At 69.2% G+C, this 21,898-nt stretch carries 20 protein-coding genes and 1 pseudogene; 8 read left to right on the top strand and 13 right to left on the bottom strand.

From position 1 onward, the window contains the following. Window positions 1-31: 31 nt before the first annotated feature. From ACZ63D_RS06950 to ppgK, 6 genes are all read right to left on the bottom strand, one after another. The gene (locus ACZ63D_RS06950; RefSeq protein WP_465353335.1) at window positions 32-1,723 is read right to left on the bottom strand and encodes an ABC transporter family substrate-binding protein; all 1,692 of its coding nucleotides are present in this window, start codon (window positions 1,721-1,723) and stop codon (window positions 32-34) included. Window positions 1,724-1,763: 40 nt separating this feature from the next. Further along, window positions 1,764-3,896, bottom strand: coding sequence for an ABC transporter ATP-binding protein (locus ACZ63D_RS06945; RefSeq protein ID WP_465353334.1), 2,133 nt, complete (start codon window positions 3,894-3,896; stop codon window positions 1,764-1,766). After that, window positions 3,893-4,900, bottom strand: coding sequence for an ABC transporter permease (locus tag ACZ63D_RS06940; protein WP_465353333.1), 1,008 nt, complete (start codon window positions 4,898-4,900; stop codon window positions 3,893-3,895). The genes ACZ63D_RS06945 and ACZ63D_RS06940 overlap by 4 nt, the downstream gene beginning before the upstream one ends. Continuing rightward, window positions 4,900-5,877: an ABC transporter permease gene (locus ACZ63D_RS06935; protein WP_465353332.1), complete on the bottom strand. Its 978-nt coding sequence runs from the start codon at window positions 5,875-5,877 to the stop codon at window positions 4,900-4,902. The genes ACZ63D_RS06940 and ACZ63D_RS06935 overlap by 1 nt, the downstream gene beginning before the upstream one ends. A 607-nt stretch (window positions 5,878-6,484) precedes the next feature. Continuing rightward, window positions 6,485-7,912 carry an RNA polymerase sigma factor gene (locus ACZ63D_RS06930; RefSeq protein WP_465353331.1) on the bottom strand — a complete coding sequence of 476 codons (1,428 nt, stop codon included), beginning with the start codon at window positions 7,910-7,912 and terminating at the stop codon, window positions 6,485-6,487. A 222-nt stretch (window positions 7,913-8,134) separates the two neighbouring features. Further along, window positions 8,135-8,896, bottom strand: coding sequence for a polyphosphate--glucose phosphotransferase (gene ppgK / locus ACZ63D_RS06925; protein WP_465353330.1), 762 nt, complete (start codon window positions 8,894-8,896; stop codon window positions 8,135-8,137). Window positions 8,897-8,960: 64 nt separating this feature from the next. Between ppgK and ACZ63D_RS06920 the strand changes: the two genes are divergently transcribed. After that, on the top strand, window positions 8,961-9,797 hold the full coding sequence (locus ACZ63D_RS06920; protein WP_465353329.1) for an inositol monophosphatase family protein: 837 nt from the start codon (window positions 8,961-8,963) through the stop codon (window positions 9,795-9,797). Between the two features lie 34 nt (window positions 9,798-9,831). Here the strand turns inward: ACZ63D_RS06920 and cei are convergent, their stop codons facing one another. Then, window positions 9,832-10,515 (bottom strand): envelope integrity protein Cei, encoded by a 684-nt coding sequence (cei, locus tag ACZ63D_RS06915; protein WP_465353328.1) that lies wholly within the window; start codon window positions 10,513-10,515, stop codon window positions 9,832-9,834. A gap of 507 nt (window positions 10,516-11,022) precedes the next feature. Between cei and ACZ63D_RS06910 the strand changes: the two genes are divergently transcribed. Next, entirely contained in the window at window positions 11,023-11,331 is a 309-nt protein-coding gene (locus tag ACZ63D_RS06910; RefSeq protein ID WP_013224476.1) for a DUF4193 domain-containing protein, read from the top strand. Between the two features lie 340 nt (window positions 11,332-11,671). On the opposite strand, the gene ACZ63D_RS06905 is transcribed toward ACZ63D_RS06910, so the two are convergent. After that, complete coding sequence (locus ACZ63D_RS06905; protein WP_465353327.1) at window positions 11,672-12,154, bottom strand: DUF3093 domain-containing protein; 483 nt, start codon at window positions 12,152-12,154, stop codon at window positions 11,672-11,674. 25 nt (window positions 12,155-12,179) lie between these two features. Here ACZ63D_RS06905 and dut point away from each other — a divergent pair, with 25 nt between their 5' ends. Together dut and ACZ63D_RS06895 are read left to right on the top strand one after the other, a co-directional pair. Beyond that, window positions 12,180-12,683, top strand: a complete 504-nt coding sequence (gene dut / locus ACZ63D_RS06900) for a dUTP diphosphatase (protein WP_465353326.1) — start codon at window positions 12,180-12,182, stop codon at window positions 12,681-12,683. Next, the gene (locus ACZ63D_RS06895; protein WP_465353325.1) at window positions 12,683-13,348 is read left to right on the top strand and encodes a DUF3710 domain-containing protein; all 666 of its coding nucleotides are present in this window, start codon (window positions 12,683-12,685) and stop codon (window positions 13,346-13,348) included. Before dut ends, ACZ63D_RS06895 begins: the two co-directional genes overlap by 1 nt. Window positions 13,349-13,428: 80 nt before the next feature. On the opposite strand, the gene ACZ63D_RS06890 is transcribed toward ACZ63D_RS06895, so the two are convergent. Next, window positions 13,429-14,136, bottom strand: coding sequence for an alpha/beta fold hydrolase (locus tag ACZ63D_RS06890; RefSeq protein WP_465353324.1), 708 nt, complete (start codon window positions 14,134-14,136; stop codon window positions 13,429-13,431). 104 nt (window positions 14,137-14,240) lie between these two features. On the opposite strand from ACZ63D_RS06890, the gene ACZ63D_RS06885 reads away from it, so the two are divergent. After that, complete coding sequence (locus ACZ63D_RS06885) at window positions 14,241-14,621, top strand: OB-fold nucleic acid binding domain-containing protein (protein WP_009075573.1); 381 nt, start codon at window positions 14,241-14,243, stop codon at window positions 14,619-14,621. A gap of 9 nt (window positions 14,622-14,630) precedes the next feature. Continuing rightward, window positions 14,631-15,377, top strand: a complete 747-nt coding sequence (locus tag ACZ63D_RS06880; protein ID WP_465353323.1) for a DUF3159 domain-containing protein — start codon at window positions 14,631-14,633, stop codon at window positions 15,375-15,377. A gap of 52 nt (window positions 15,378-15,429) precedes the next feature. Here ACZ63D_RS06880 and ACZ63D_RS06875 read toward each other — a convergent pair whose 3' ends face one another. Together ACZ63D_RS06875 and ACZ63D_RS06870 are read right to left on the bottom strand one after the other, a co-directional pair. Further along, a complete protein-coding gene (locus tag ACZ63D_RS06875; RefSeq protein WP_009075577.1) occupies window positions 15,430-16,086 on the bottom strand; it encodes a potassium channel family protein in 657 nt (218 codons plus the stop codon). Then, complete coding sequence (locus ACZ63D_RS06870; RefSeq protein WP_067579456.1) at window positions 16,086-16,751, bottom strand: potassium channel family protein; 666 nt, start codon at window positions 16,749-16,751, stop codon at window positions 16,086-16,088. The genes ACZ63D_RS06875 and ACZ63D_RS06870 overlap by 1 nt, the downstream gene beginning before the upstream one ends. 149 nt (window positions 16,752-16,900) lie before the next feature. Between ACZ63D_RS06870 and ACZ63D_RS06865 the strand changes: the two genes are divergently transcribed. Further along, on the top strand, window positions 16,901-18,949 hold the full coding sequence (locus ACZ63D_RS06865) for an APC family permease (RefSeq protein ID WP_465353322.1): 2,049 nt from the start codon (window positions 16,901-16,903) through the stop codon (window positions 18,947-18,949). Continuing rightward, window positions 18,946-20,136, top strand: coding sequence for a class I SAM-dependent RNA methyltransferase (locus ACZ63D_RS06860; RefSeq protein WP_465353321.1), 1,191 nt, complete (start codon window positions 18,946-18,948; stop codon window positions 20,134-20,136). The genes ACZ63D_RS06865 and ACZ63D_RS06860 overlap by 4 nt, the downstream gene beginning before the upstream one ends. Before the next feature lie 326 nt (window positions 20,137-20,462). On the opposite strand, the gene ACZ63D_RS06855 is transcribed toward ACZ63D_RS06860, so the two are convergent. Together ACZ63D_RS06855 and ACZ63D_RS06850 are read right to left on the bottom strand one after the other, a co-directional pair. Next, entirely contained in the window at window positions 20,463-20,687 is a 225-nt protein-coding gene (locus ACZ63D_RS06855) for an alpha/beta hydrolase family protein (protein ID WP_465353709.1), read from the bottom strand. Between the two features lie 4 nt (window positions 20,688-20,691). After that, window positions 20,692-21,531, bottom strand: a pseudogene (locus ACZ63D_RS06850) (alpha/beta hydrolase family protein); the annotation flags it as partial. Between the last annotated feature and the right edge of the window lie 367 nt (window positions 21,532-21,898).

The raw sequence follows: 21,898 nt of genomic DNA, 5'->3' as shown, positions 1-21,898 counted from the left end.
CGCCGCTCCTTCGATTCCCGCTAGGGGAGGATTACTTCATGAACCCGATCTTGGGGTAGTCGTACGGGTTGTTCGCGTAACCCGGCGAACCGAAGTTGGCCACGGTCTTGCGCACGGCGAAGGCTCCGACCGACTGGAAGATCGGAAGCTGGTGGCCCAGCGCCCAGATCTCCTTGTCCGCGGCGTTGATGTCCGCGGCCCGCTTGGTGTCGTCCAGTTCCTGCGCCGCGGTGTCGAGCAGCTGGTTTTCCTTGTCGCTGCCGATCCGGCCGTAGTTCTGGTTGATGTTCTTCGGGTCCAGGTAGTAGATGCCCTTGCTGCCGCCGATCGGGAACGAGTTCGAGATCCAGCGGAACAGCGTGAGGTCGAAGTTGCCGACGTTCACGTAGTTCTTGAAGAACTCGGTCGACGGGACCGCGACGATGTCGATGCCCACGCCGATCGCCTTCAGCTGCGACTGCAGGATCTGGGCGGTCTGCTGGCTGATCGGGGTGCCGGTCGGGATCACCAGGCGCAGCTTCAGCTGCTTGCCGTCCTTGGCGCGCAGGTCGCCGGACTGCTTCCAGCCCAGCTTGTCCAGCTCGGCCTTGGCCGCGTTCTGGTCGAACTTGTACGGCCCGCTGTTGTCCTCGTAGGTCTTCGAACCCTTGAGGTACAGGTGGTTGCCGATCGGCGTGGTGTCCTTCTGCATCTGGCCGAGGATCGACTTGGCGATGGTCACCGTGTCGACGCCGCGCATGACCGCCAGCCGCAGGTCCTTGTCCGCGAGGATCGAGGACGAGGCGCCGTTGAGCGTCATGTGCGTGTAGTCGGGGTAGGCCGACTGGCGCACGACCGCGTTCGGGTCGGCCTGGGCCCGCTTGAACGCGTTGATGTCGTTGTTCAGCGGGTAGTAGTCGATCTGCCCGTTGGCGAACGCGTCCGCCAGCGCGGGACGGTCCACGACCTTGTAGGTCACGGTGTCCAGCTTCGGCTTGTCGCCCCACCAGTTCGGGTCGCGCTCGAACACCGCGGTCTTGGCGGTGTAGTCGACGCTCTTGATCTTGAACGGACCCGCGGTGATCAGCGCCTTCTGCGCCCAGCTCTTGTTGAAGGTGTTGGCGTCGGCCATCGCCTCCTTCGGGTACAGCGGCGAGAACAGCGACTTCCACTCCGCGAACTTCTTCGCGAAGGTGACCTTGACGTCGAGGTCGTCAGTGCCCTTCTCGACCTTCGAGATGTCCTCGTAGCCGGTGGTGCTGGAGACCTGGTAGGAGGTGTCCTTGCCGTTCAGCACCTTCGCCATCGCGGCGAAGTCCTCCCAGGAGAACTGGCGCCCGTTGCTCCACTTGGCCTTCGGGTTGATCTTGTACTCGATGACCTGCGGGTCCTGGCTGACGATCTCCGCCGATGTCAGGTAGTTCTTGTCCAGGCCGACCGTCGAGTCCGCGTTCTGCGGGAACGGGTAGGGCAGGATCGCGCCGAACATGCTCGCGCCGTCCAGGACGGTGCCGTCGACCTGGTAGTAGTTCCAGTTGTCCGGCAGCTGGTCGACCGGCCACTTGAAGTCGCCGCCGTCCTTCAGCTTGTCCAGCGGCTGCTCGTTGATGTCGGCGGTCTTGACGCTCGACGTGCCGGTGTCCTGCAGCCCTTTGCCGTCGCTGCCGCTGCCGCCGCCGCAAGCGGCGAGCAGGAGCCCCAGAGCGGCAACGGGGGCCACGATCGCGGCCATTCTCCGTCGCATGTGTTTACCTTCCTTCTTCTGGTGTGCCAACGGATCGTGGCTACACGACTTCGCGGGTTTTGGCGTAGTGGCACGCCACGTCGTGGTCCTCGGCGCGGGATTCGCGCGGCGGTTCGACGTCGACGCACTTCTTCTTGTCCTCATCGGACAGTTGAGAGAAAACGAAACACCGGGTGCGGAACCGGCAGCCCGAAGGCGGATTCGCCGGGCTGGGCAGGTCGCCGGTGAGGATGATCCGGCCGCGCTCGCGCTCCTTGGCCGGGTCCGGGATCGGGATCGCCGACAGCAACGCCTGCGTGTACGGATGCTGCGGCGCCTCGAAAACCGTGCGGACGTCGCCGATCTCCACGATCTTGCCGAGGTACATCACCGCCACGCGGTCGGCGATGTGCCGGACCACCGACAGGTCGTGCGCCACGAACAGGTACGACAGGCCCAGTTTGGCCTTGAGCTCGTCCAGCAGGTTGATCACGCCGGCCTGGATCGACACGTCGAGCGCGGACACCGGCTCGTCGAGCACGATCAGCTTCGGCTCCAGCGCGAGCGCCCGGGCGATGCCGATGCGCTGGCGCTGCCCGCCGGAGAACTCCGCCGGGTACCGGTCGGCGTGCTCGGCGCGCAGGCCGACCAGCCCGAGCAGCTCCGGCACGCGCTTGTCGATGCGCTCCTTCGAAAACCCGTGCGTCACCATCGGCTCGGCGATGATGTCGCCGATCGGCAGCCGAGGGTCGAGCGCGGCCATCGGGTCCTGGAAGACCACCTGCAGGTCGCGGCGGATCGACTTGCGGTCCTTGCCCGCGAGCTTCGCCACGTCCTTGCCGAGCACCGCGACCGAACCGTGCGACGGGGCCGCCAGCTCGAGGATCTCCATCAGCGTGGTCGACTTGCCACAGCCGGATTCGCCGACCAGGCCCAGGGTTTCGCCCTCGACGATGTCGAAGGTGATCCCGTCCACCGCGCGGACGGTGCCGACCTTGCGCTTGAAGACGGTGCCCTTGCTGACCGGATAGTGCTTCTGCAGGTCCCGCACGTCCAGCACGGTGGAACGCTGGGCGCGGGGCAGGGCAGCGACCGGGGCCTCTTCGATGACCTCGGCTCCGTAGACCTCGGCGGCGTCCGCCTCGGGACGGGCGAGTTCCTCGGTGCGGATGCAGGCGGCCCGGTGCGTGGTGTCGACCGGCGCGTTCGGGTTGCCCGGCGTGATCGTGAACAGCTCCGGCTCGGCTGTGCGGCAGGCGTCGATCGCCAGCGGGCAGCGCGGCGCGAACGGGCAGCCTTGCGGCAGGTTCACCAGAGACGGCGGCTGGCCCTCGATCGGCACCAGCGGCTGCTTCTCCCGCGCATCGACGCGGGGGATCGAACCGAGCAGGCCCAGCGTGTACGGCATCCGCGGCTGGGCGTAGATCGTGTCGACCGGACCCTGCTCGACCGCGCGCCCGGCGTACATCACCATCAGCCGGTCGGCGAACCCGGCGACCACGCCGAGGTCGTGCGTGATGATCACGATGCCGGCGCCGGTGACCTCCTGCGCGGTCTTGAGCACCTCGAGCACCTGCGCCTGCACCGTCACGTCGAGCGCGGTGGTCGGCTCGTCGGCGATGATCAGGTCCGGGTCGTTGGCGATCGCGATGGCGATCACCGCGCGCTGGCGCATGCCGCCGGAGAACTCGTGCGGGAACGCCTTCGCGCGCGCCGCCGCGTTCGGGATGCCGACCAGGTCGAGCAGTTCGACCGCGCGGTTGTTCGCCTGCTGCTTGGTGATCGTGCCCTTGCCGTGCACCAGCAGCGCTTCGGCGATCTGCGCCCCGACGGTGTACACCGGCGTCAGCGCGGACAGCGGGTCCTGGAAGACCATCGAGATCTTCTTGCCGCGGATCTTCGACAGTTCGGTGTCGGACTTGCCGATCAATTCGCTGTCCTGGAACCGGATCGAGCCCGAAACCCGCGCCTGCGGGGGCAGCAGCCCCATCACCGCGAGCGACGAAACCGACTTGCCCGAACCGGACTCGCCGACGATGCCGAGGACCTCGCCCGCGGCGACCTGATAGCTCAGCCCGCGCACCGCGTGCACGCGGCCGGACTCGGACGGGAAGGACACTTCGAGGTCGGAAACCTCGAGCACGGTGCCGGTGGGCTTGCCCGTTTCCGCGCTCAGTTCGAGTGCGGCGCTCATGCTTCTGCTCCCACAGGTTGCGTCGAGGCGCTCGACTTGGTCTTTTCTTCGATCCGCTTGCGTTCCTTGCGCCGCGAACGGCTGGACGACGGGTCGAGCGCGTCGCGCAGGCCGTCGCCGACGAAGTTCACCGCGAGCACGGTGAACACCAGGAAGCCGGCCGGGATGTAGAACAGCCACGGGAACGTGCGGACCGCGTCGGAACCCGCCGAGATCAGCGTGCCGAGCGAAACGTCCGGAGCCTGCACGCCGAAGCCGAAGAACGACAGCGACGTCTCCATGATGATCGCGACGCCGACGTTGATCGTCGCGTCGATGATCAGCAGCGACGCCATGTTCGGCACGATGTGCTTGAAGATGATCCGCCACGGGGACTGGCCCATGAACTTGGCGGCCTTGACGAACTCGCGTTCGCGCAGCGTCAGCGTCATGCCGCGGACGATGCGGGCGGTGATCATCCACTGGAACAGCGCGATCAGGCCGACCAGGATCAGCCAGGTCTTGCCGCGGAAGGCGGGCGACAGGATCGAGATGATCAGGAACGGCGGCAGGATCAGCAGCAGGTCGACGACCCACATCGAGATCCGGTCGGTCCAGCCGCCGAAGTACCCGGCCGCGGAGCCGACGATCGAGGCCACGCCGGTGGAGAACAGCGCGGCCAGCAGGCCGATGGTCAGCGACTTCTGCAGCCCGCGCATGGTCTGCGCGAACATGTCGCCGCCGATCTGGTTCGTGCCGAACCAGTGCGTGCCGTCCGGCGGCATCAGCGTCGAGGCCGGGTCGAGTTCGTCGTAGCCCCACGGCGAATACCAGGTGTAGGTGAACGCCAGCACGTAGAACAGCAGGATCACGACGAGCCCGGCGAGGGCCAGTTTGTTGCGGAAGAACCGGCGGGCGACGAGCTTGCCGCGGCTGGAGGACTTCCCGCCCTGCTGCTCGGTGGCCGTTTCGGTGGCGGCGACGGCCGAATCGGCGAGGTCGGCCTCGTTCAATGGGGCGGCCATCAGATCCTCACCCTCGGGTCGAGCGCGGCGTAGAGCACGTCCGCGAGCCAGCCGGCGAGCAGCACGCAGATCGCGATGAACAGGGTCACGGTGGTGACGATGTTGGTGTCCTGCTTTTGGATGCCGGTCACCAGCCAGTCGCCCATGCCGTACCAGCCGAAGATCTTCTCGGTGAAGACGCCGCCGGTGATGAGCAGGCCGAAACCGAACGCGAACAGCGTCGCCATCGGGATCAGCGCGGTGCGCAGGCCGTGCTTGAACAGCGCGCGCCTGCGGGTGAGGCCCTTGGCCTGCGCGGTGCGCAGGAAGTCCGAGCCGAGCACGTCGAGCATCGCCGAACGCTGGTAGCGGCTGTAGTAGGCGACCTGGGTCAGCACGATCGCCAGAGTCGGCACGATGATGTGCTGCAGCCGGTCGAGCAGGACGTCGCCGAAGCCGCCGTCGATCGCGCCGCCCTCGCCCTGCACGATGAAGAACTGGTACCCGTCGAGCAGGTTGTCGTTGACCGACTGCGCGCCCGCCTTGAGGATCGTGGCGATCACGAACACCGGCGTCGACAGCACCACGAAGGAGAACGTGGTGGCGATGTAGTCGCTGATCTTGTACTGCCGGATCGCGCTGACCACGCCGACCAGCACGCCGATGATGATGCCGATCGTGATGCCGAGCAGGAACAGCCGCAGGCTCACGCCCGCGCGGCGGAACAGCTCGTCGGTGATCGCCTGATCGGCGACGGTGCGGCCGAAGTCGCCCTGGATGACGCCGCCCAGCCAGGTGATGAACCGGTGCGGGATCGACTGGTCCAGGTGCAGTTCGGCGGCCTTGGCGTCGATCGTCGCCTGCGGGGCGGGCGGGTTGCGCAGCTTGAGCGCGTCCAGCGGGCTGAAGGACAGCGACGCCAGGGAGAACGCCGCGAAGGTCGCGACGAGGCACAGGGCGATGTAGTTGACGAGTCTGCGGAGGAGGAACCCGATCACAGTTGCCTCGCTTCACCGGGGCCGGAGGATCCGCTCCGCGCCGCCGGGCATCCCTGGCTCGCTCGCGATTGAGTTTTCGTCGAAAACACTGGGCGGTGCTGCCTTCCAATACTGACGCTCGTTGTGGGCGCAGCCTAATGGCGATCAGCCGTTGCGATCTTCGTTTTCAGGCAACCAAACAATCACGATTTTCGCGCGTGGGCGGAGAACAACCGACTTTAGCCCCTTGCCCGCGTCCCAGTGTCGCTTTGGGTGCGCGACCGTGCACCCGCGATGAGTATTCCGGAACGGTTCCGGGGGTTCCGGGTGAACGGTTGTGAACGGGAAACGGACACGCACGCCAACGCCCGAGACTCCGAAGCCCCGCGGGACTGCACGTTCGGGTGCACGTTCGCTCTCCGGGATTCACTCGATGGATTCCCGTTGCGCCGCAGCGTAATTCGCATCGGGGCTTCGTGTCTCCGGGATTTCGGGACTTGTCCAGTCCACTGTGCCGGGCGAAGGAAGGATTTCGCGGAAAATGCCGGCCGCCGTTGTTGTCGTTAAACGCGAGAAACCCCGCCGCCGCGTAGTGCGGGACGGGGTTTCTCGGGAGAACCTGAGCGGCTCAGTCCAGGTAGTCGCGCAGCACCTGCGAACGCGACGGGTGACGCAGCTTCGACATCGTCTTCGACTCGATCTGCCGGATCCGCTCGCGCGTGACCCCGTAGACCTGGCCGATCTCGTCGAGCGTGCGCGGCTGGCCGTCGGTGAGGCCGAAGCGCAGCCGGACCACGCCCGCCTCGCGCTCGGACAGCGTCTGCAGCACCGACTGGAGCTGGTCCTGCAGCAGCGTGAACGACACCGCGTCCACCGCGACGACCGCCTCGGAGTCCTCGATGAAGTCGCCGAGCTGCGAATCGCCCTCGTCGCCGATGGTCTGGTCCAGCGAGATCGGCTCGCGCGCGTACTGCTGGATCTCCAGGACCTTCTCCGGCGAGATGTCCATCTCCTTGGCGAGTTCCTCGGGCGTCGGCTCGCGGCCGAGGTCCTGCAGGAGCTCGCGCTGGATGCGGCCGAGCTTGTTGATGACCTCGACCATGTGCACCGGGATGCGGATGGTGCGGGCCTGGTCGGCCATCGCGCGGGTGATGGCCTGGCGGATCCACCACGTGGCGTAGGTGGAGAACTTGTAGCCCTTGGTGTAGTCGAACTTCTCCACCGCGCGGATCAGGCCGAGGTTGCCCTCCTGGATCAGGTCCAGGAACGCCATGCCGCGGCCGGTGTAGCGCTTGGCCAGCGACACCACGAGCCGGAGGTTCGCCTCCAGCAGGTGGTTCTTGGCCCGCTCGCCGTCGCGCACGATCCACTTGAGGTCGCGGCGCATCTGGGTGACGAGCTTCTCGCCCTCCTCCTCGGCGGTGCGCACGCGCTCGGCGGCGTAGAGCCCCGCCTCGATCCGCTTGGCGAGCTCCACCTCCTCCTCGGCGTTCAGCAGCGCGACCTTGCCGATCTGCTTGAGGTAGGCGCGGACGGAGTCGGCCGACGCGGTGAGCTCGGCGTCCTTGCGCGCCTGGCGCAGCGCCTCGGACTCCTCCTCGTCCCACACGAAGTCCGGGTTGTCCGAGGACTTGCCGCCCTTGTCGGCCGCGGCCGCGCGACGGCGCGCCGCGGTCGAGGAAGCCGCGCCCGCGGTCTCGTCGACCGCTTCGGCCTCGTCCTCGGAGTCGTCCTCGTCGTCGTCGGTCTCGTCGTTGACCGTTTCGTCGACGACGTCGACCTCGACCTCTTCGAGATCGGACAGGTCCGGGCTGTCGAGTTCGGCCTCGTCGAGGTCGACCGGGCCGTCGGGATCGCCGTCGTCGGTCTTCGGACCCTTCGCGGCGGCCTTCTTCGCCGGAGCCTTCTTGGCCGGAGTCTTCTTCGCGCCCGCCGGCTTCGCGGCGGTCTTGCGCGCCGGGGACTTCGCCGCTCCGGTGGCTGCCTCGTCGGCCGGCTCGCCGGCTTCGGTCGCTGTCTTCGTCCCGCTTCGGGTTGCGGTTCTTGCGGCTGCCACTTACGCCCTTTCGCAGCGGTCGATCATGACGAGCCGAGATGTCGCCACCTCAGCTGCCTCACATTCGGGGAACACGCCTCGGCCTGCGGTTTTACCTCCGCAGCTCCTGCGCCGTGTTCCATTGTAACGACGTCGGCCCACTGCGTCGCGAAGCGATCACCCTCCGGCCCCCTGTCCGGCGCCTCGCGGTGACCGGTCCGAGACCTGGCGCGGACCGCTCGTTCAGCGCCCGGCGCTCTCCGCGGCGGCCGCGGCGGCCCCGACGATGCCCGCGTTGTTCTGCAACGACGCGACGGCCACCGGCGTGCGGATGTCCAGCAGCGGCACCCACTTCTCGGCCTTCTTGCTGACGCCGCCGCCGACGATGAACAGGTCCGGCCAGATCAGGTTCTCCAGCACCGAGAGGTACCGGTGCACCCGCTTGGCCCACTCCGGATACGACAGGCCCTCGTTGTCCTTCACCGAAGCGGCGGCGCGCTTCTCCGCGTCGTGGCCGTCGACCTCCAGATGGCCGAACTCGGTGTTGGGCACGAGCTTGCCGTCCTGGAACAGCGCGCTGCCGATTCCGGTGCCGAAGGTGAGCAGCGCCGTCACGCCGGTGCGCGCGGCCGCGTCGCCGAAACGGATTTCGGCGAGGCCGGCGGCGTCGGCGTCGTTGAGCATCGTGACTTCCTCGACGCTCTTGCCGAGCCGCTTCGCGAACAGCGCTTCGGCGTCCGTGCCGATCCACTTGTGGTCGATGTTGGCCGCGGTGTGCGCGGTCCCCTTCTTCACCACCGCGGGAAGCGTCACGCCGACCGGGCCGTCCCACTCCGCCGCGCGGACGATCTCGGCGACGACGTCCGCCACCGCGTCCGGCGTCGACGGCTGCGGCGTTTCGATCCGGTGCCGGTCCCCGATGAGCTGTCCCTGTTCCAAATCGACCAGCGCGCCTTTGATCCCGCTGCCGCCGATGTCGATTCCGAAACCTCGGGTCGCCGTCACTGACGTGGTCCCTTCTCGCACGATTCAGAAGTCTGCTGCGGAGACTTTAACCGGATGTGATGACATGGCGGGCGTGGGAGTTGACGAGGCGATGCTGAACGACCTGAAAAACACCGCCGAACAGGTCGCGGTCGAGGCCGCGCACCTGGTCCGGACGGCTTGGGTGCGGATGCGGTCCGGCGGCGAGGTCGCGGTGGACACGAAGTCGGCGGAGACCGACGTGGTGACCGCGGTGGACCGCGAATCGGAGGAACTGGTCCGCGCTCGCCTGGAACGCCTCCGGCCCGGGGAACCGGTGCTCGGCGAAGAGGGCGGCGGGGCCGGGAGCGCCGCCGAGGGCGGGGTGGTCTGGGTGGTCGATCCGATCGACGGGACGGTCAATTTCCTTTACGGCTTGCCGACTTTCGCGGTGTCGATCGCCGCGCAGATCGACGGGGTGTCGGTCGCCGGAGCGGTCGTCGAGCCGGTCAGCGGCCGGCGCTGGACGGCCGTCCGCGGCGGCGGTTCGTGGCTCGACGGCGCCCGGCTGTCGGTGACCGCGGCGGACCGGCTGGAGCTGGCGCTCGTGGGGATGGGGTTCGCCTACGGCCAGGAACGCCGGGTCCGGCAGGGCAAGCTGACCGCGGATCTGGTCGGGCGCGTGCGCGACATCCGCCGCCGGGGCGCGGCTTCGCTGGACCTGTGCGCCGTCGCGGCCGGCTGGCTGGACGGGTACTTCGAGCATGGCTTGCACCGCTGGGACTGGGCCGCTGGCGCGCTGGTGGCCCAGGAGGCGGGCGCGACGGTGCTGCTGCCCGGCGAAGCAGCGGATCTGGGGGAGGACGCGACGTTCGCGGCGTCGCCCGGGATCGCGGCGGAACTGCGCGCGGCGCTGGCCGAAAACGGCGCGGCGGACGTGTGACGGCGGGCCGGGCCTGCTGACCTCGTCGAGGGGGTCAGCAGGTGACGGCGCGGGCCGAGGCCAGGAGAGTCTGGTCGATCACCGGCGCGCCGGGGCTGGCCGACTGCTCGCTGCTGCCGCCGCCCTGGTGCGCCTGCGACCAGGAGGTGAGCTGCTTGAGGATCGTGACCGCCTCGGGCCGCGGCAGGATGTCGGTGAACAGCTTGCCGGTGGCCAGGTCGACGCTGGCGTCCTTGCGGGTGTCGTGGACCAGTTCGGCGCAGGGGACCACCAGGCTGACCGTGCGGGCGGCGGAGGCGCCGTTGTCGCCGTAGCGGATCTGGCCGCGGCAGCGCGCGTCGCCCTTCGGGTACGCCGGGTCGTTGCCGGGATCGCCGATCGCGGTGAAGCCGAGATCCCGCAGCGCGTTGGTGGCGATGCTGCCCTGTCCGCGCGTGCTGCTCGCGTTGAGCACTTTCAGCGCGATCTTGTCCGGCGGCATCGGCGAGCGGTCGTCCAGGCCGTTGTGCGGCACCGAGGTGTAGGTGACTCCCGGCGGGGCCTTGGGCTCGGGACTGCAGCGGACCGCCTCGTCGACGTCGCCGCGGCCGACCACGGCGTGGACCCAGACGAACACCGCGCCGAGCGCGAGCACGCCGATCACGATCAACGCGGGCAGCGGACGGTGCTTGCGATAAGGCCGCGCACCACGGTTCCCCGACCCGTTCCCCGACGCCACCTGCCCCGTCCCTTCCCCTCGCAGAACCGGCCGCGGTCACCCCGCCGCGCCTCGCGGTAACCGCCAGCGTACGCACCGGCGTGGTAGCCGGTGAGCCTAGGCGCTCTCCGCGGGGCGCGGTGTCGCGGGTCACCTTCACCCGTTCCGCGTAATGCCCCTCCGGCCCGATCGCATCATGGACGGCTCCGCGCGAGCAAGCGGACTCAGCCGCGAGGTGATGTTTACGACGGCGGGGCAACCCGAACGGAGGACAGGCGTCTCACCTGCGCGTTCCCCCTCCCGGGTGACGCTGGTCCGGCAATGTCCGACTCGGTGCGAGGCGCGCCCGGCGGTGAGCTACCCTTCCCGGGCTCCGGCCGCAGAACGAGGTCAACCAGGTTGAGACCTGGGTCACTCGAAGGCCGGGCACAAACAGGGGCGCTGGAACGTTGACCAGCGGCACGACCGGTATCGGGCGCCTCCGGAACCGGTGCAGGACGAGATGCTGAATCGCAGGGGTGAGGGACAATGGCTACCGACTACGACGCTCCGCGCCGCAGCGAAGCCGACGAGCTGGCCGAAGACTCGTTGGAGGAGCTGAAGGCCCGGCGCAACGAGAACCAGTCCGGCGTCGTCGACGTCGACGAGGACGCGACCGCGGAGAACTTCGAACTTCCCGGCGCGGACCTCTCGGGGCTCTCCGGGGAAGACATGACCGTGAAGGTCGTGCCGAAGCAGGCGGACGAGTTCACCTGCTCGGTGTGTTTCCTGGTGCACCACCGGAGCAGGCTCGCCGAGGACAACGGCGGACGGCTGATCTGCCGCGATTGCGCCTGACCTGGGGATTTTCCGAGGGGAGATCCAGGGGAGATTCACGGGGTCAGCGTTTTCGCGGTCTGGTGTGACCGGGTAGCAAGGGGGTCGGCCTTCGGGGCGGCCCCCTTACTCGTGTCCGGGTGGGGGCGGCTCGTCGCCTGGGGGCGACATTGCGCTGGGGGTGGTGCGTGGGGCACCCCGAAGCTGAGTGTGCTGACGGTTCGAGGGTGGTTGTCAAGGCGGGAAAGATGCCTTGACAACCACCCTCGAACCGCAGGGAAGGCTTCGTATCGGGGTGCAGGGCGGGGGCTGGCTGCCGGGTTGGGTTGGTTGTGCGGGGTGCGGTTGGTTAGGCGTTTGGTTAGGCGTTGCGGAGGAGTTCTGTTACTCGCTGTGGTTTGCGGGTGCTGAAGAGCCAGTAGGGGGTGGGGTCTTCCGGGTCCGTGAGGGTGATGCGGACTGCGGGGCCTACCCAGCCGCGGTGGAGGACGAAGGCCGCGGGGTCGCCGTCGCGGCCTAGGGCGTGGCGTTTGGCGTCTTTTTCCACGACGGTGATGTCGCCGACGTAGCGCAGGGGCAGGTGGGCGTCGCCGACCCAGAGTTCTGGCTCGTCGCCGCTGGTGATCTGGATTTTCGCCCTGCCCATCGAGAGCAGGAGGGCGGCCATGACCGGGACGGCGATCGCGAGGGGGATCCACATCGGGATCGACGGGTAGCCCAGGTGGACCTCGATGCCGAGCAGGATCGCCCCGGCCATCGGCAGGGGCCAGCCCCACCACGGGAGGTAGAGGCGTTCGGAGTGTGCGACGACGCCCGTCGCGGCGGTGTTCACGCGGTCAGCCACGAGGGTAAGGGTAGTCTCGCCGCCCGTGTCCAGCGTTCAGGTCCTCCTTCAGCGGCTCGACCCCGAAGTCCCGCCGCCCGCCTATGCCCGGCCCGGCGATGCCGGGGCCGATCTCGTCACCACCTCGGATATCGTGCTCGGGCCCGGCGAGCGCGGGGTCGTCGGCACCGGGGTCGCGATCGCGCTGCCTTCCGGGTACGCCGGGTTCGTGCACCCGCGCTCCGGGCTCGCGGCGCGCGTCGGGCTGTCGGTGGTGAACACTCCTGGCACGATCGACTCGGGCTACCGCGGCGAGATCAAAGTGTGCCTGGTCAACCACGACCCGCGCGAGAAGATCGTGCTGGCCCGCGGCGACCGGATCGCGCAGCTGGTGGTCCAGAAGGTCGAGCACGCGGAGTTCGTCGAGGTCGCCGAACTCGAGCCGACCGAACGCGGCGCGGGAGGTTACGGCTCGACCGGCGGGCACGCCACACTGGCACCCGGCGCCGGAGACACCGGCGCGGGCACCGGGGAAGGAACGGAACGATAGTGGGGATTTTCGGACGCAAGCGCCGGTCCGGCGACGACGAGACCGGGGGTGCCGCTTCCCGGCGCGGAGAAAGCGCCGAAGCGGACGGCACCGACGACGCGCTCGAACCCGAGGACCAGCTGTCGGAAACGCCCGACGGCCCGTTCGACGTCGCCGAAGCCGAAGAAGACGGCATCCCGCGCATCGACCTGGGCTCGGTGCGCGTTCCGGTGCCCGACGGCTCGCAGGTGCAGGTCGAAATGGACCCGGAAGAGGGCGGCGTGCGCGCGGTGCACGTCGTGACGGAAGTCGGGCAGATCACCGTCAGCGCCTACGCGGCCCCGAAATCCGGCGGCCTGTGGCGCGAGGTGAGCAACGAGCTCGCCGACCAGCTGCGCGCGGACGGCGCGAAGGTCAACGTCGGCCGCGGCGAATGGGGCATGGAACTGTCCGCGATCGTCGGCGACGTCGCCTTGCGTTTCGTCGGGGTGGACGGCCCGCGCTGGATGCTGCGCGGCGTCATCGCCGGTCCGCAGTCCGCGGCCGCCCAGGCTCCCGAGGTGCTGCGGGCGATCGTGCGCCACACCGTCGTCGACCGGGGCAACTCGCCCATGCCGGTGCGCACTCCGCTTCCCATCACGCTTCCCGACGCGGTTGCCCAGCACATCGCCGAGCAGCAGGGCTAAGGCACGCTCGTTTTTCCGGTGGCCCTCACGGACGTCAGTTCCGTGGGGGCCACTCTCACGTTCCCGCAAGAGGGAACCGGTCAGAGAGACCGCAAGAACGCCAGGACGGTCGCTCTTCCCAGCGACTCCCGCTCCCGGCCGAGCGCCGCGAGCGACGTCTCGCCGTACTGGCCCCGGGGCAACGCTTCCGCCCACTCCCGGGCGACCGAAGCGGGATGAATCGGGTCGTCCACGCACGCCCCGACGCCCGCCGGGACATCCAGCTTTCGCAAGGCCTCGACCGTCGGCGCGGCTCTTCCCGCCGCCACCCGCAGCCCGGCCTCCAGCCCGTCTCCGTGCCGCCGCCAAGCCCGGCCCAGCTCCTCCGCCAGCCACGCCGGACTCCCGGCCTCGGCGTGCGCGACTGCTCCGTCGACCCCTTTCCCGGCCACCAGATCCGCTGTGACCGTCGCGGCCAGCGCCGCGGGTGCTTGGCCGGATTCGCCGTTCCAGGCCGGGAGCGCCGCGAGCAGCCCCCCGCAACGCCCGGGATTCGCCACCGCCCACTCCGCCGCGAGATGCGCCCCGAACGAAATCCCGCCGACCAGCACCGTCCCGTGCCGGTCAGCGAGACGGTCCAGCTCGGCCAGGAATCCCTCCGCCAGACCGGCCCCGGCGACCGGCGCGGGTGTGGTCAGCGGCACCCCCAGCGCCGCGAGCGGACCCCCGAACACCGAGCGCACGAACACCTCATCGGAGCCGGTACCGGGCAGGAGGACGGCGGCCGGGAGACGGATTGCGGACGTCACGTTGCGATCTTGCCCCAAACCCGTTTCCCTGGCTGGGACCGCAGCTACGCTGGAATACGCACGGGCCGAACGAAGTCGGGGGCCCCGGAGCACAGGAGCACACCATGTCCGCCAAGGACGGCGGCTACTTCAGCCGGTTGGTTCGCAAGCTGACCAGCGACGTCGAGGACCTCGACGCCGACGAAATGTCCGAGAGGTCGGGTGCCGAAGGCGCGCAGCGCGCCTGTGACTGCCGGTCCGGCGAAGAGGTGACTGTCCTCGGAAGGCTGCGCAGCGTCGAGCTGTCGCCGACCGACGGGCCCGCCTCGCTGCAGGCGGAGCTGTTCGACGGCACACAGGGCGTGACGCTAATCTGGCTGGGCAGGCGCCGGATTCCCGGCATCGAGCCCGGCCGTACTGTCAAGGTGCGCGGCCGGATGGCCGAACGGGATGGGCAGAAGGTGCTCTACAACCCGTATTACGAACTCCAGAGCCCGGTAGGGTGATCAACTCTCGTGACTGAACCCGCTGCTCCCCGCGACCAGAAGGACGTGCCCGGAAACGGGGACGACGAAGAGCGGCAGCCGACGCTGATGGAGCAGATGGGCGGCGTTTCCGGCCTGTTCTACTCCTCGGTGCCGGTCATCGTGTTCGTCCTGCTGAACGCGTTCTTCGGGCTTACCGTGGCGATCTGGGGCTCGATCGGGAGCGCGGTGGCGATCACCGTCCTGCGCGTCGTGCGCAAGGAGCCGCTGCAGCCGGCCATCTCCGGGTTCTTCGGCGTCGCGATCGCGGCGTTCATCGCGTTCCGCACCGGATCGGCGAAGGGGTTCTTCCTCTTCGGCATCTGGGCGAGCCTCGTCTACTGCGCGGTTTTCGTGATCTCGGTGCTGGTGCGCTGGCCGCTGGCGGGCGTCGTGTGGAACGCGCTCAACGGCAACGGCACCGCCTGGCGCAAGGACAAGCCGTCGCGCTACGGCTACGACGTCGCGACGCTCGCGATGGCCGTCATCTTCGCCGCCCGGTTCGTGGTGCAGCGCTGGCTGTACGACGGCAACCAGACCGGCTGGCTCGCGTTCGCCAAGATCGCGATGGGCTACCCGCTGTACGCGATCGGGCTGCTGGTGGTCGTCTGGGCGGTGCGCCGCTCCGACAAGCGGCTCAAGGCGCTCGCCGAGGAAGAACCGCAGCCGGAAACCGACGCGCAGGTCGAAGCGCGGCTGCGGGAGAAGTACGCGCAGGCGCCGACTCCCGAAACCTGATCCGACGCACGAAAAAGGGGCGGGCCCGCGGTGGCCCGCCCCTTTTCGCGGTTCAGTAGCCCAGTGCCGTGCGGATCTCGGGTTCGACGTCCGAGGTCGCGACGAACAGCAGCTCGTCGCCCGCCTCCAGCGGGTCCTCCGGCTGCGGCACGATCACCCGGTCGCCGCGCAGGATGGTCACCAGCGCGGCGTCGCGCGGCAGCGCCAGCTCGCTCACCGGCTTGCCCGCCAGCGGCGTCTCCTCCGGCAGGGTGAGTTCCACCAGGTTCGCCTGGCCCTGCCGGAACGTCATCAGCCGCACCAGATCGCCCACGCTCACCGCTTCCTCGACCATCGCGGCGAGCATCCGCGGGGTCGACACGGCCACGTCGACGCCCCACGCGTCGGTGAACAGCCATTCGTTGGCCGGGTTGTTCACCCGCGCCACCACGCGCCGCACGGCGAACTCCGTCTTCGCCAGCAGCGACACCACGAGGTTCGCCTTGTCGTCGCCGCTCGCCGCGATCACGACGTCGCAGCGCTCGATGCCGGACTCCTCGAGGATCGACACCTCGCACGCGTCGCCCAGCACCCAGTCGGCCTGCGGAACGGATTCCGGCTCGAACTGGTCGGCGTCGCGCTCGATCAGCATCACCTGGTGATTGCCGTCGATGAGCTCGGCGGCGATGGACTGCCCGACGGCTCCCGCGCCCGCGATCGCGACCCGCATCAGTTCTCCTCCTCGGGGGCGCGAGCGGCCAGGCTCGTCACGTCTCCGACGGTGCCCGAGCGCGCCGCCACCCACACGTCGTCGTCGGCCTGCACGACGGTTTTCGCGTCCGGCAGCACCGCGGTGCCGAACCGCATCATGAACGCCACCCGCGCGCCGGTGGTCTCCTGCAGTTCGCGCACGCTGCGGCCGACCCAGCCCTCGTGCAGCGGCAGCTGCAGCAGCGCGACGTTGCCGGACGGGTCGCGCCACGCGGAGGCGACGCCGTCGGGGAGAAGGGTGCGCAGGAACCGGTCGGTCGTCCACGGCACGGTCGCGACGGTCGGGATGCCGAGGCGCTCGTACACCGCGGCGCGCTTGTGGTCGTAGATCCGCGCGACCACGTGCTCGACGCCGAAGTTCTCGCGCGCGACCCGCGCGGAGATGATGTTGGAATTGTCGCCGCTCGACACGGCCGCGAAAGCACCCGCGCGCTCGATCCCGGCCTCGACGAGCACCCGGCGGTCGAAACCCGCCCCGACGACCTGCTGGCCGTGGAAGTCGCTGCCCAGCCTGCGGAACGCCTGCTGGTTCTTGTCGATGACGGCCACGTCGTGGCCCAGCCGCTCCAGCGCCGCGGCCAGAGACGCGCCGACGCGGCCGCATCCCATGATCACCACGTGCACGCTTAGCCTCCTCGCAGGTGCGGATGACCCGTTGATGGGTACCCCTCGGACACCAGCGCCGAACCTACCTTGCCGCACCCGGCCAGCCCCACCGTCCTCCCCTCCACCGCCCTCAGCGAGGGAGCCGCGCTCCGCTGTACATTCTGCAGGTGTCGAAGTTCCCGACAGTGCTGAAGCGGCTGGTCCTAGGGCGTCCGTTCCGCAGCGACCGTCTCTCCCACACTTTGTTGCCCAAGCGCATCGCGCTGCCCATTTTCGCCTCCGACGCGCTGTCCAGCGTGGCCTACGCCCCGGAGGAGATCTTCCTGACGCTGAGCGTCGCGGGCCTGTCCGCGTACGCCTTCGCGCCGTGGATCGGCATCGCGGTCGCGCTGGTCATGCTCGTCGTCGTCGCGTCGTACCGGCAGAACGTGCACGCGTACCCGAGCGGCGGCGGCGACTACGAGGTCGCGACGACCAACCTCGGCGGCAAGTTCGGTCTGACGGTGGCGAGCGCGCTGCTGGTCGACTACGTGCTGACCGTCGCGGTGTCCACTTCGTCCGGCGTCGCGAACATCGGCTCGGCGATTCCGTGGGTGGCCAACCACAAAGTGACCGCCGCGGTGGTGATCGTCGCCGTGCTGACCGCGCTCAACCTGCGCGGCGTGCGCGAATCGGGCAAAGCGTTCGCTATCCCTACTTACGGGTTCATCGCGGGCATCCTGATCATGGTGGTCTGGGGTCTGTTCCAGACCTTCACCGGCACCGAGATGCGGGCCGAGAGCGCGGGTTTCACGCTGCACGAGGAAGGCAACTGGGCCGGTTTCGCTTTCGTGTTCCTGATCCTGCGGTCGTTCTCGTCCGGCGCGGCGGCGCTGACCGGGGTCGAGGCGATCAGCAACGGCGTGCCCGCGTTCCGCAAGCCGAAGTCGAAGAACGCGGCCACCACGCTGCTGCTGATGGGCGTGCTCGCGGTGACGATGCTCGTCGGCATCATCACGCTCGCGGTCGTCACGAAGGTCAACTTCGCCGAGGACCCGGCGCGGCAGCTGGCCGGCGCGCCCGCGGGCTACGAGCAGAAGACGATCGTCGCGCAGATCGCGCACGCGGTGTTCGCCGACTTCCCGCCCGCCTTCTACTACATCTCGTTCTCCACCGGCATCATCCTGCTGCTGGCCGCGAACACCGCGTTCAACGGCTTCCCGGTGCTCGGCTCGATCCTCGCCCAGGACCGCTACCTGCCTCGGCAGCTGCACACCCGCGGCGACCGGCTGGCGTTCTCCAACGGCATCCTGTTCCTCGCGATCTTCGCGCTGGTGCTGATCATCGCGTTCGACGCGGAGGTCACCCGGCTGATCCAGCTGTACATCGTGGGCGTGTTCGTGTCGTTCACGGTGAGCCAGGCGGGCATGATCCGGCACTGGAACCGGTTGCTGGCCAAGGAAACCGACCCGGCGGCGCGGCGGCGGATGCGGCGCTCGCAGACGGTGAACGCGATCGGCCTGACCATGACCGGCACCGTGCTGGTGATCGTGCTGATCACCAAGTTCCTGCTCGGCGCGTGGATCGCGATCGCCGCGATGGTGGCGATTTTCGCGCTGATGACCGCGATCCGGAAGCACTACGACCGGGTCGCGGAAGAACTCAAGGACATGGGCGAAGCGCCGACCGTGCTGCCCTCGCGCAACCACGCAATCGTGCTGGTGTCCAAACTGCACCGGCCGACGCTGCGCGCGCTGGCCTACGCCAAGGCGATGCGCCCGGACGTGCTCGAAGCGGTCACGGTCAACGTGGACGACGCCGACACCCGGGCACTGACCCACGAATGGGACGCGCACAAGTTCAAGGTACCGTTGAAGGTCGTCGAATCGCCGTACCGGGAAATCACGAAGCCGGTGCTCGATTACGTGAAGCGGGTCCGCGGCGCCAACCCGCGCGACGTGGTCACCGTTTTCATTCCGGAGTACGTCGTGGGGCACTGGTGGGAGCAGGTGCTGCACAACCAGAGTGCGTTGCGGCTCAAGGGAAGGCTGCTGTTCCAGCCCGGTGTGATCGTGGCGAGCGTGCCATGGCAGCTGGAGTCGTCGCAGAAGGCGGCGGCGCGGATGCGCAAGGCGCGCCCGTCCGCCGGCGACGTGCGGCGCGGCTTCACGCCCGGCACTTCCCGGCCCGCCGACGCCAAGAAGCCAGCCCCTGCGACAAAGGAATCATCAGAATGAGCGACAGCTGGCTAGGCCGGATCCTCGAACTGGAAGTCGGCCCAGTCGCGCACGGCGGACACTGTGTGTCGCGTGTGGACGGACGAGTGCTGTTCGTGCGGCACGCGCTGCCCGGCGAACGAGTCCGGGCCGAGGTGACCGAGGACAAAGGCGGCTCGTTCTGCCGGGCCGACGCGATCGAGGTGCTCAGCGGTTCCGAACATCGCGTGACGCCGCCCTGCCCGCTCGCCGCGCCTGGCGGCTGCGGCGGATGCGACTGGCAGCACGCCGAACCGGCCTACCAGCGTGAACTCAAGGCCGCGGTGGTGGCCGAACAGCTGCAGCGGCTCGCCGGGATCACCCGCGAAGTGGTCGTGGAACCGCTCGAAGGCGGTCCGCTCGGCTGGCGCAGCCGGGTGCGGCTCGTCGCCGGACGCGACGGCCAGGCCGGGTTGCGCGCGCACCACAGCCACCGCGTCGTTCCGATCGACGACTGCCCGATCGCGGTGCCGGGCTCGCTCGACACCGCGTTGAGCAAGCGCTGGCGGCCGGGCACCGAACTGGAAGTGACCAGCGACGCCGACAATCACCTCCACCTGCGCGAACTCGCGACGGTGCGCGGACGCACCCAGGGCAAGCAGCTGTCCGGCGGCATGGCCATCCAGCACGCGGCGGGTCGCGACTGGCGGCTCGACGCGCACGGCTTCTGGCAGGTCCACCCGCACGCGGCGGACACGCTGGCGGACCTCGTGCGGGAATGGGCGGACGCGCCGCGCGGCGGGGTCGCCTGGGACCTCTACGCCGGGGTCGGGCTGTTCGCCTCGGTCCTGGCCGAGCAGGTCGGCCCGGACGGCCAGGTGCTGGCCATCGAATCCGGCCGGCGCGCGGTGTCCGACGGCGAGCGCAACCTCGCCGACCTGCCGCAGGTGAGCTGGCGTTCCGGACGCGTGGAACACCTCATCGGCGACGCCCCGACGCCGGTCGACGTGGTGGTGCTCGACCCGCCGCGCAAGGGTGCCGGGCGAGCGGTCGTCAACGCGATCGCCGAGGGCGAGCCGGACCGGATCGTCTACGTGGCGTGCGACCCGGCCGCGCTGGCGAGGGACGTGCAGTTCTTCTCCGAGCACGGGTATTCGCTGACGGATCTGCGGGCATTCGACGCGTTCCCGATGACGCATCACGTGGAGTGCGTCGCGCTGCTGCAGTGACGGTGGTGCGCATGGGACGGTGGCCGTTGCCATAAGCCAGATTGCTTGTCCCGCAACGCGATCCGCGACCTCGCCCGAGCGGGAGACACCTCGCCGTTGGTCACGATTCGGTCACGCGAGAACCTCAGCGCGCTCCCTGGCGACTGACCGGATGTGCATCGCGGAGGATGCGCGGTCCTCCGGCACCAGGCCGGAAGACGACGCGAGGGGCGGACATGATTCTGCGCGCAATACGGTCGCTGGCGGGTGTTCTGCTGGGCCGCCGGACCGGCTTCCGACGGAGATATGGCGGGCGGCCCGATCCGGGCGCTCGCCCGCGTCCTGGGTCAGGGCCGGAGCCAGCGGTCGAACCAGGCCCGGGTCCGGCGCAGGATGTCGAGCTGGTGACGGCGTTCCCGGATCGAGTGGCCCTCTCCCGGATAGATCACGAACTCGTGCTCGACGCCGAAATGGCGCAGTGCCCGGTGGAAGTACACGGACTGGCCGAGGGGGCACGTTGGTGTCCTCGGCGCCGTGCAGCAGGAGCACCGGAGTGCGAACGCGGCTGGCATAGGAGATCGGGCTGACCGCGTCGTGCGGATGCGGGCCGATGCCCTCCCACCCGGTGCTGCCTCCGAGCGCGGCTTCGAACTGGCCGTATTCGCCGGTCGCGGCGAGCATGCCCCAGTCGATGACTCCGGCGAGAACGAGCGCGGCGCGGAATCGCCCGGTCTGGCCGACGGCCCAGGCGGAGAGGAACCCGCCGTGGCTTCCGCCGGCGATGCCGAGCCGATCCGGGTCGGCGACGCCCTCGGCGACGAGCCGGTCGATGCCGGCCTGGATGTCGGTCCATTCCTCCTGTCCGACCCTGCCCGCGACGCTGGCCGCGAACTCGTGGCCATGGCCTTCTCCGCCCCGCGGATTGGGCAGGAACACCGCGTACCCGGCGGTGGCCAGCCACTGCGCGCTGGGGAACCAGAACAGCTGGAGGCGATCGGCGTACCGGTCGTAGGGGCCGCCGTGCGCGATCGTGACGAGCGGGAACGGACCGTCCGAAGCGGATTTGCCGACCGGCAGCACCAGCAGGCCGTCCAGCTCGAGGCCGTCGGCGCCGTGGTAGGTCAGCGGTCGCTGGGTGCCGAACGCGAGGCCGTTCAGTTCGGGGCGGGTGTCGGTGATCTTCCGCAGCGGCCCGGTGGGCGGACCGACGTGGACGTTCGCGGGCTGGTAGCGGGTGCCGGTCAGCGCCGCGATCGTCGTGCCCTCGGGGGTGCTGGTGAGGGCGTCGAGACGGCCGGGGCGCCGCGACAAGATCGTGGGTCCGGCGGGATCGAGCCGGGCCAGGGTCGTGTTCAGTCCGTCGGCGAACACCACCAAAGGGGCGGCATCGGTCTGGTGCAGTTCGGTGGGGCACATCCGAAGGCCGGAAGTCCGGTTGCGGCGCACCCGGCTGCGTACGGCCAGGTCGAACACCGCGGTGCCAGCTTGCAGAACCGGCGGGGTGAGAGCGAGATAGCCGAGGTGCCAGCCGTCCTCGCCCGGCCACCAGGCCAGAGAGCGCGCGTCGGCCTCGACCGGTCCGAGGTCCTCCGCGGCCCCCGTCGCGGAGTCGAACAGGTGCAGCTGGCCGGTGCGGGGGCCGTAGTCGTTGTCGCTGCTGGCCTGGGTGAGCACGGCGAGCGGTCCGCCGCCGGGTCGCTGCCGCAGTTCCACGACGTGTCGGTCGCCGAACACCTCCGGGGTGGCGACCAGGCCAGTGCGCAGGTCGAGCAGACGCAACCGG

Source organism: Amycolatopsis sp. NPDC104775 (assembly GCF_055583325.1).
This window is presented reverse-complemented; position numbering and strand designations above follow the sequence as displayed.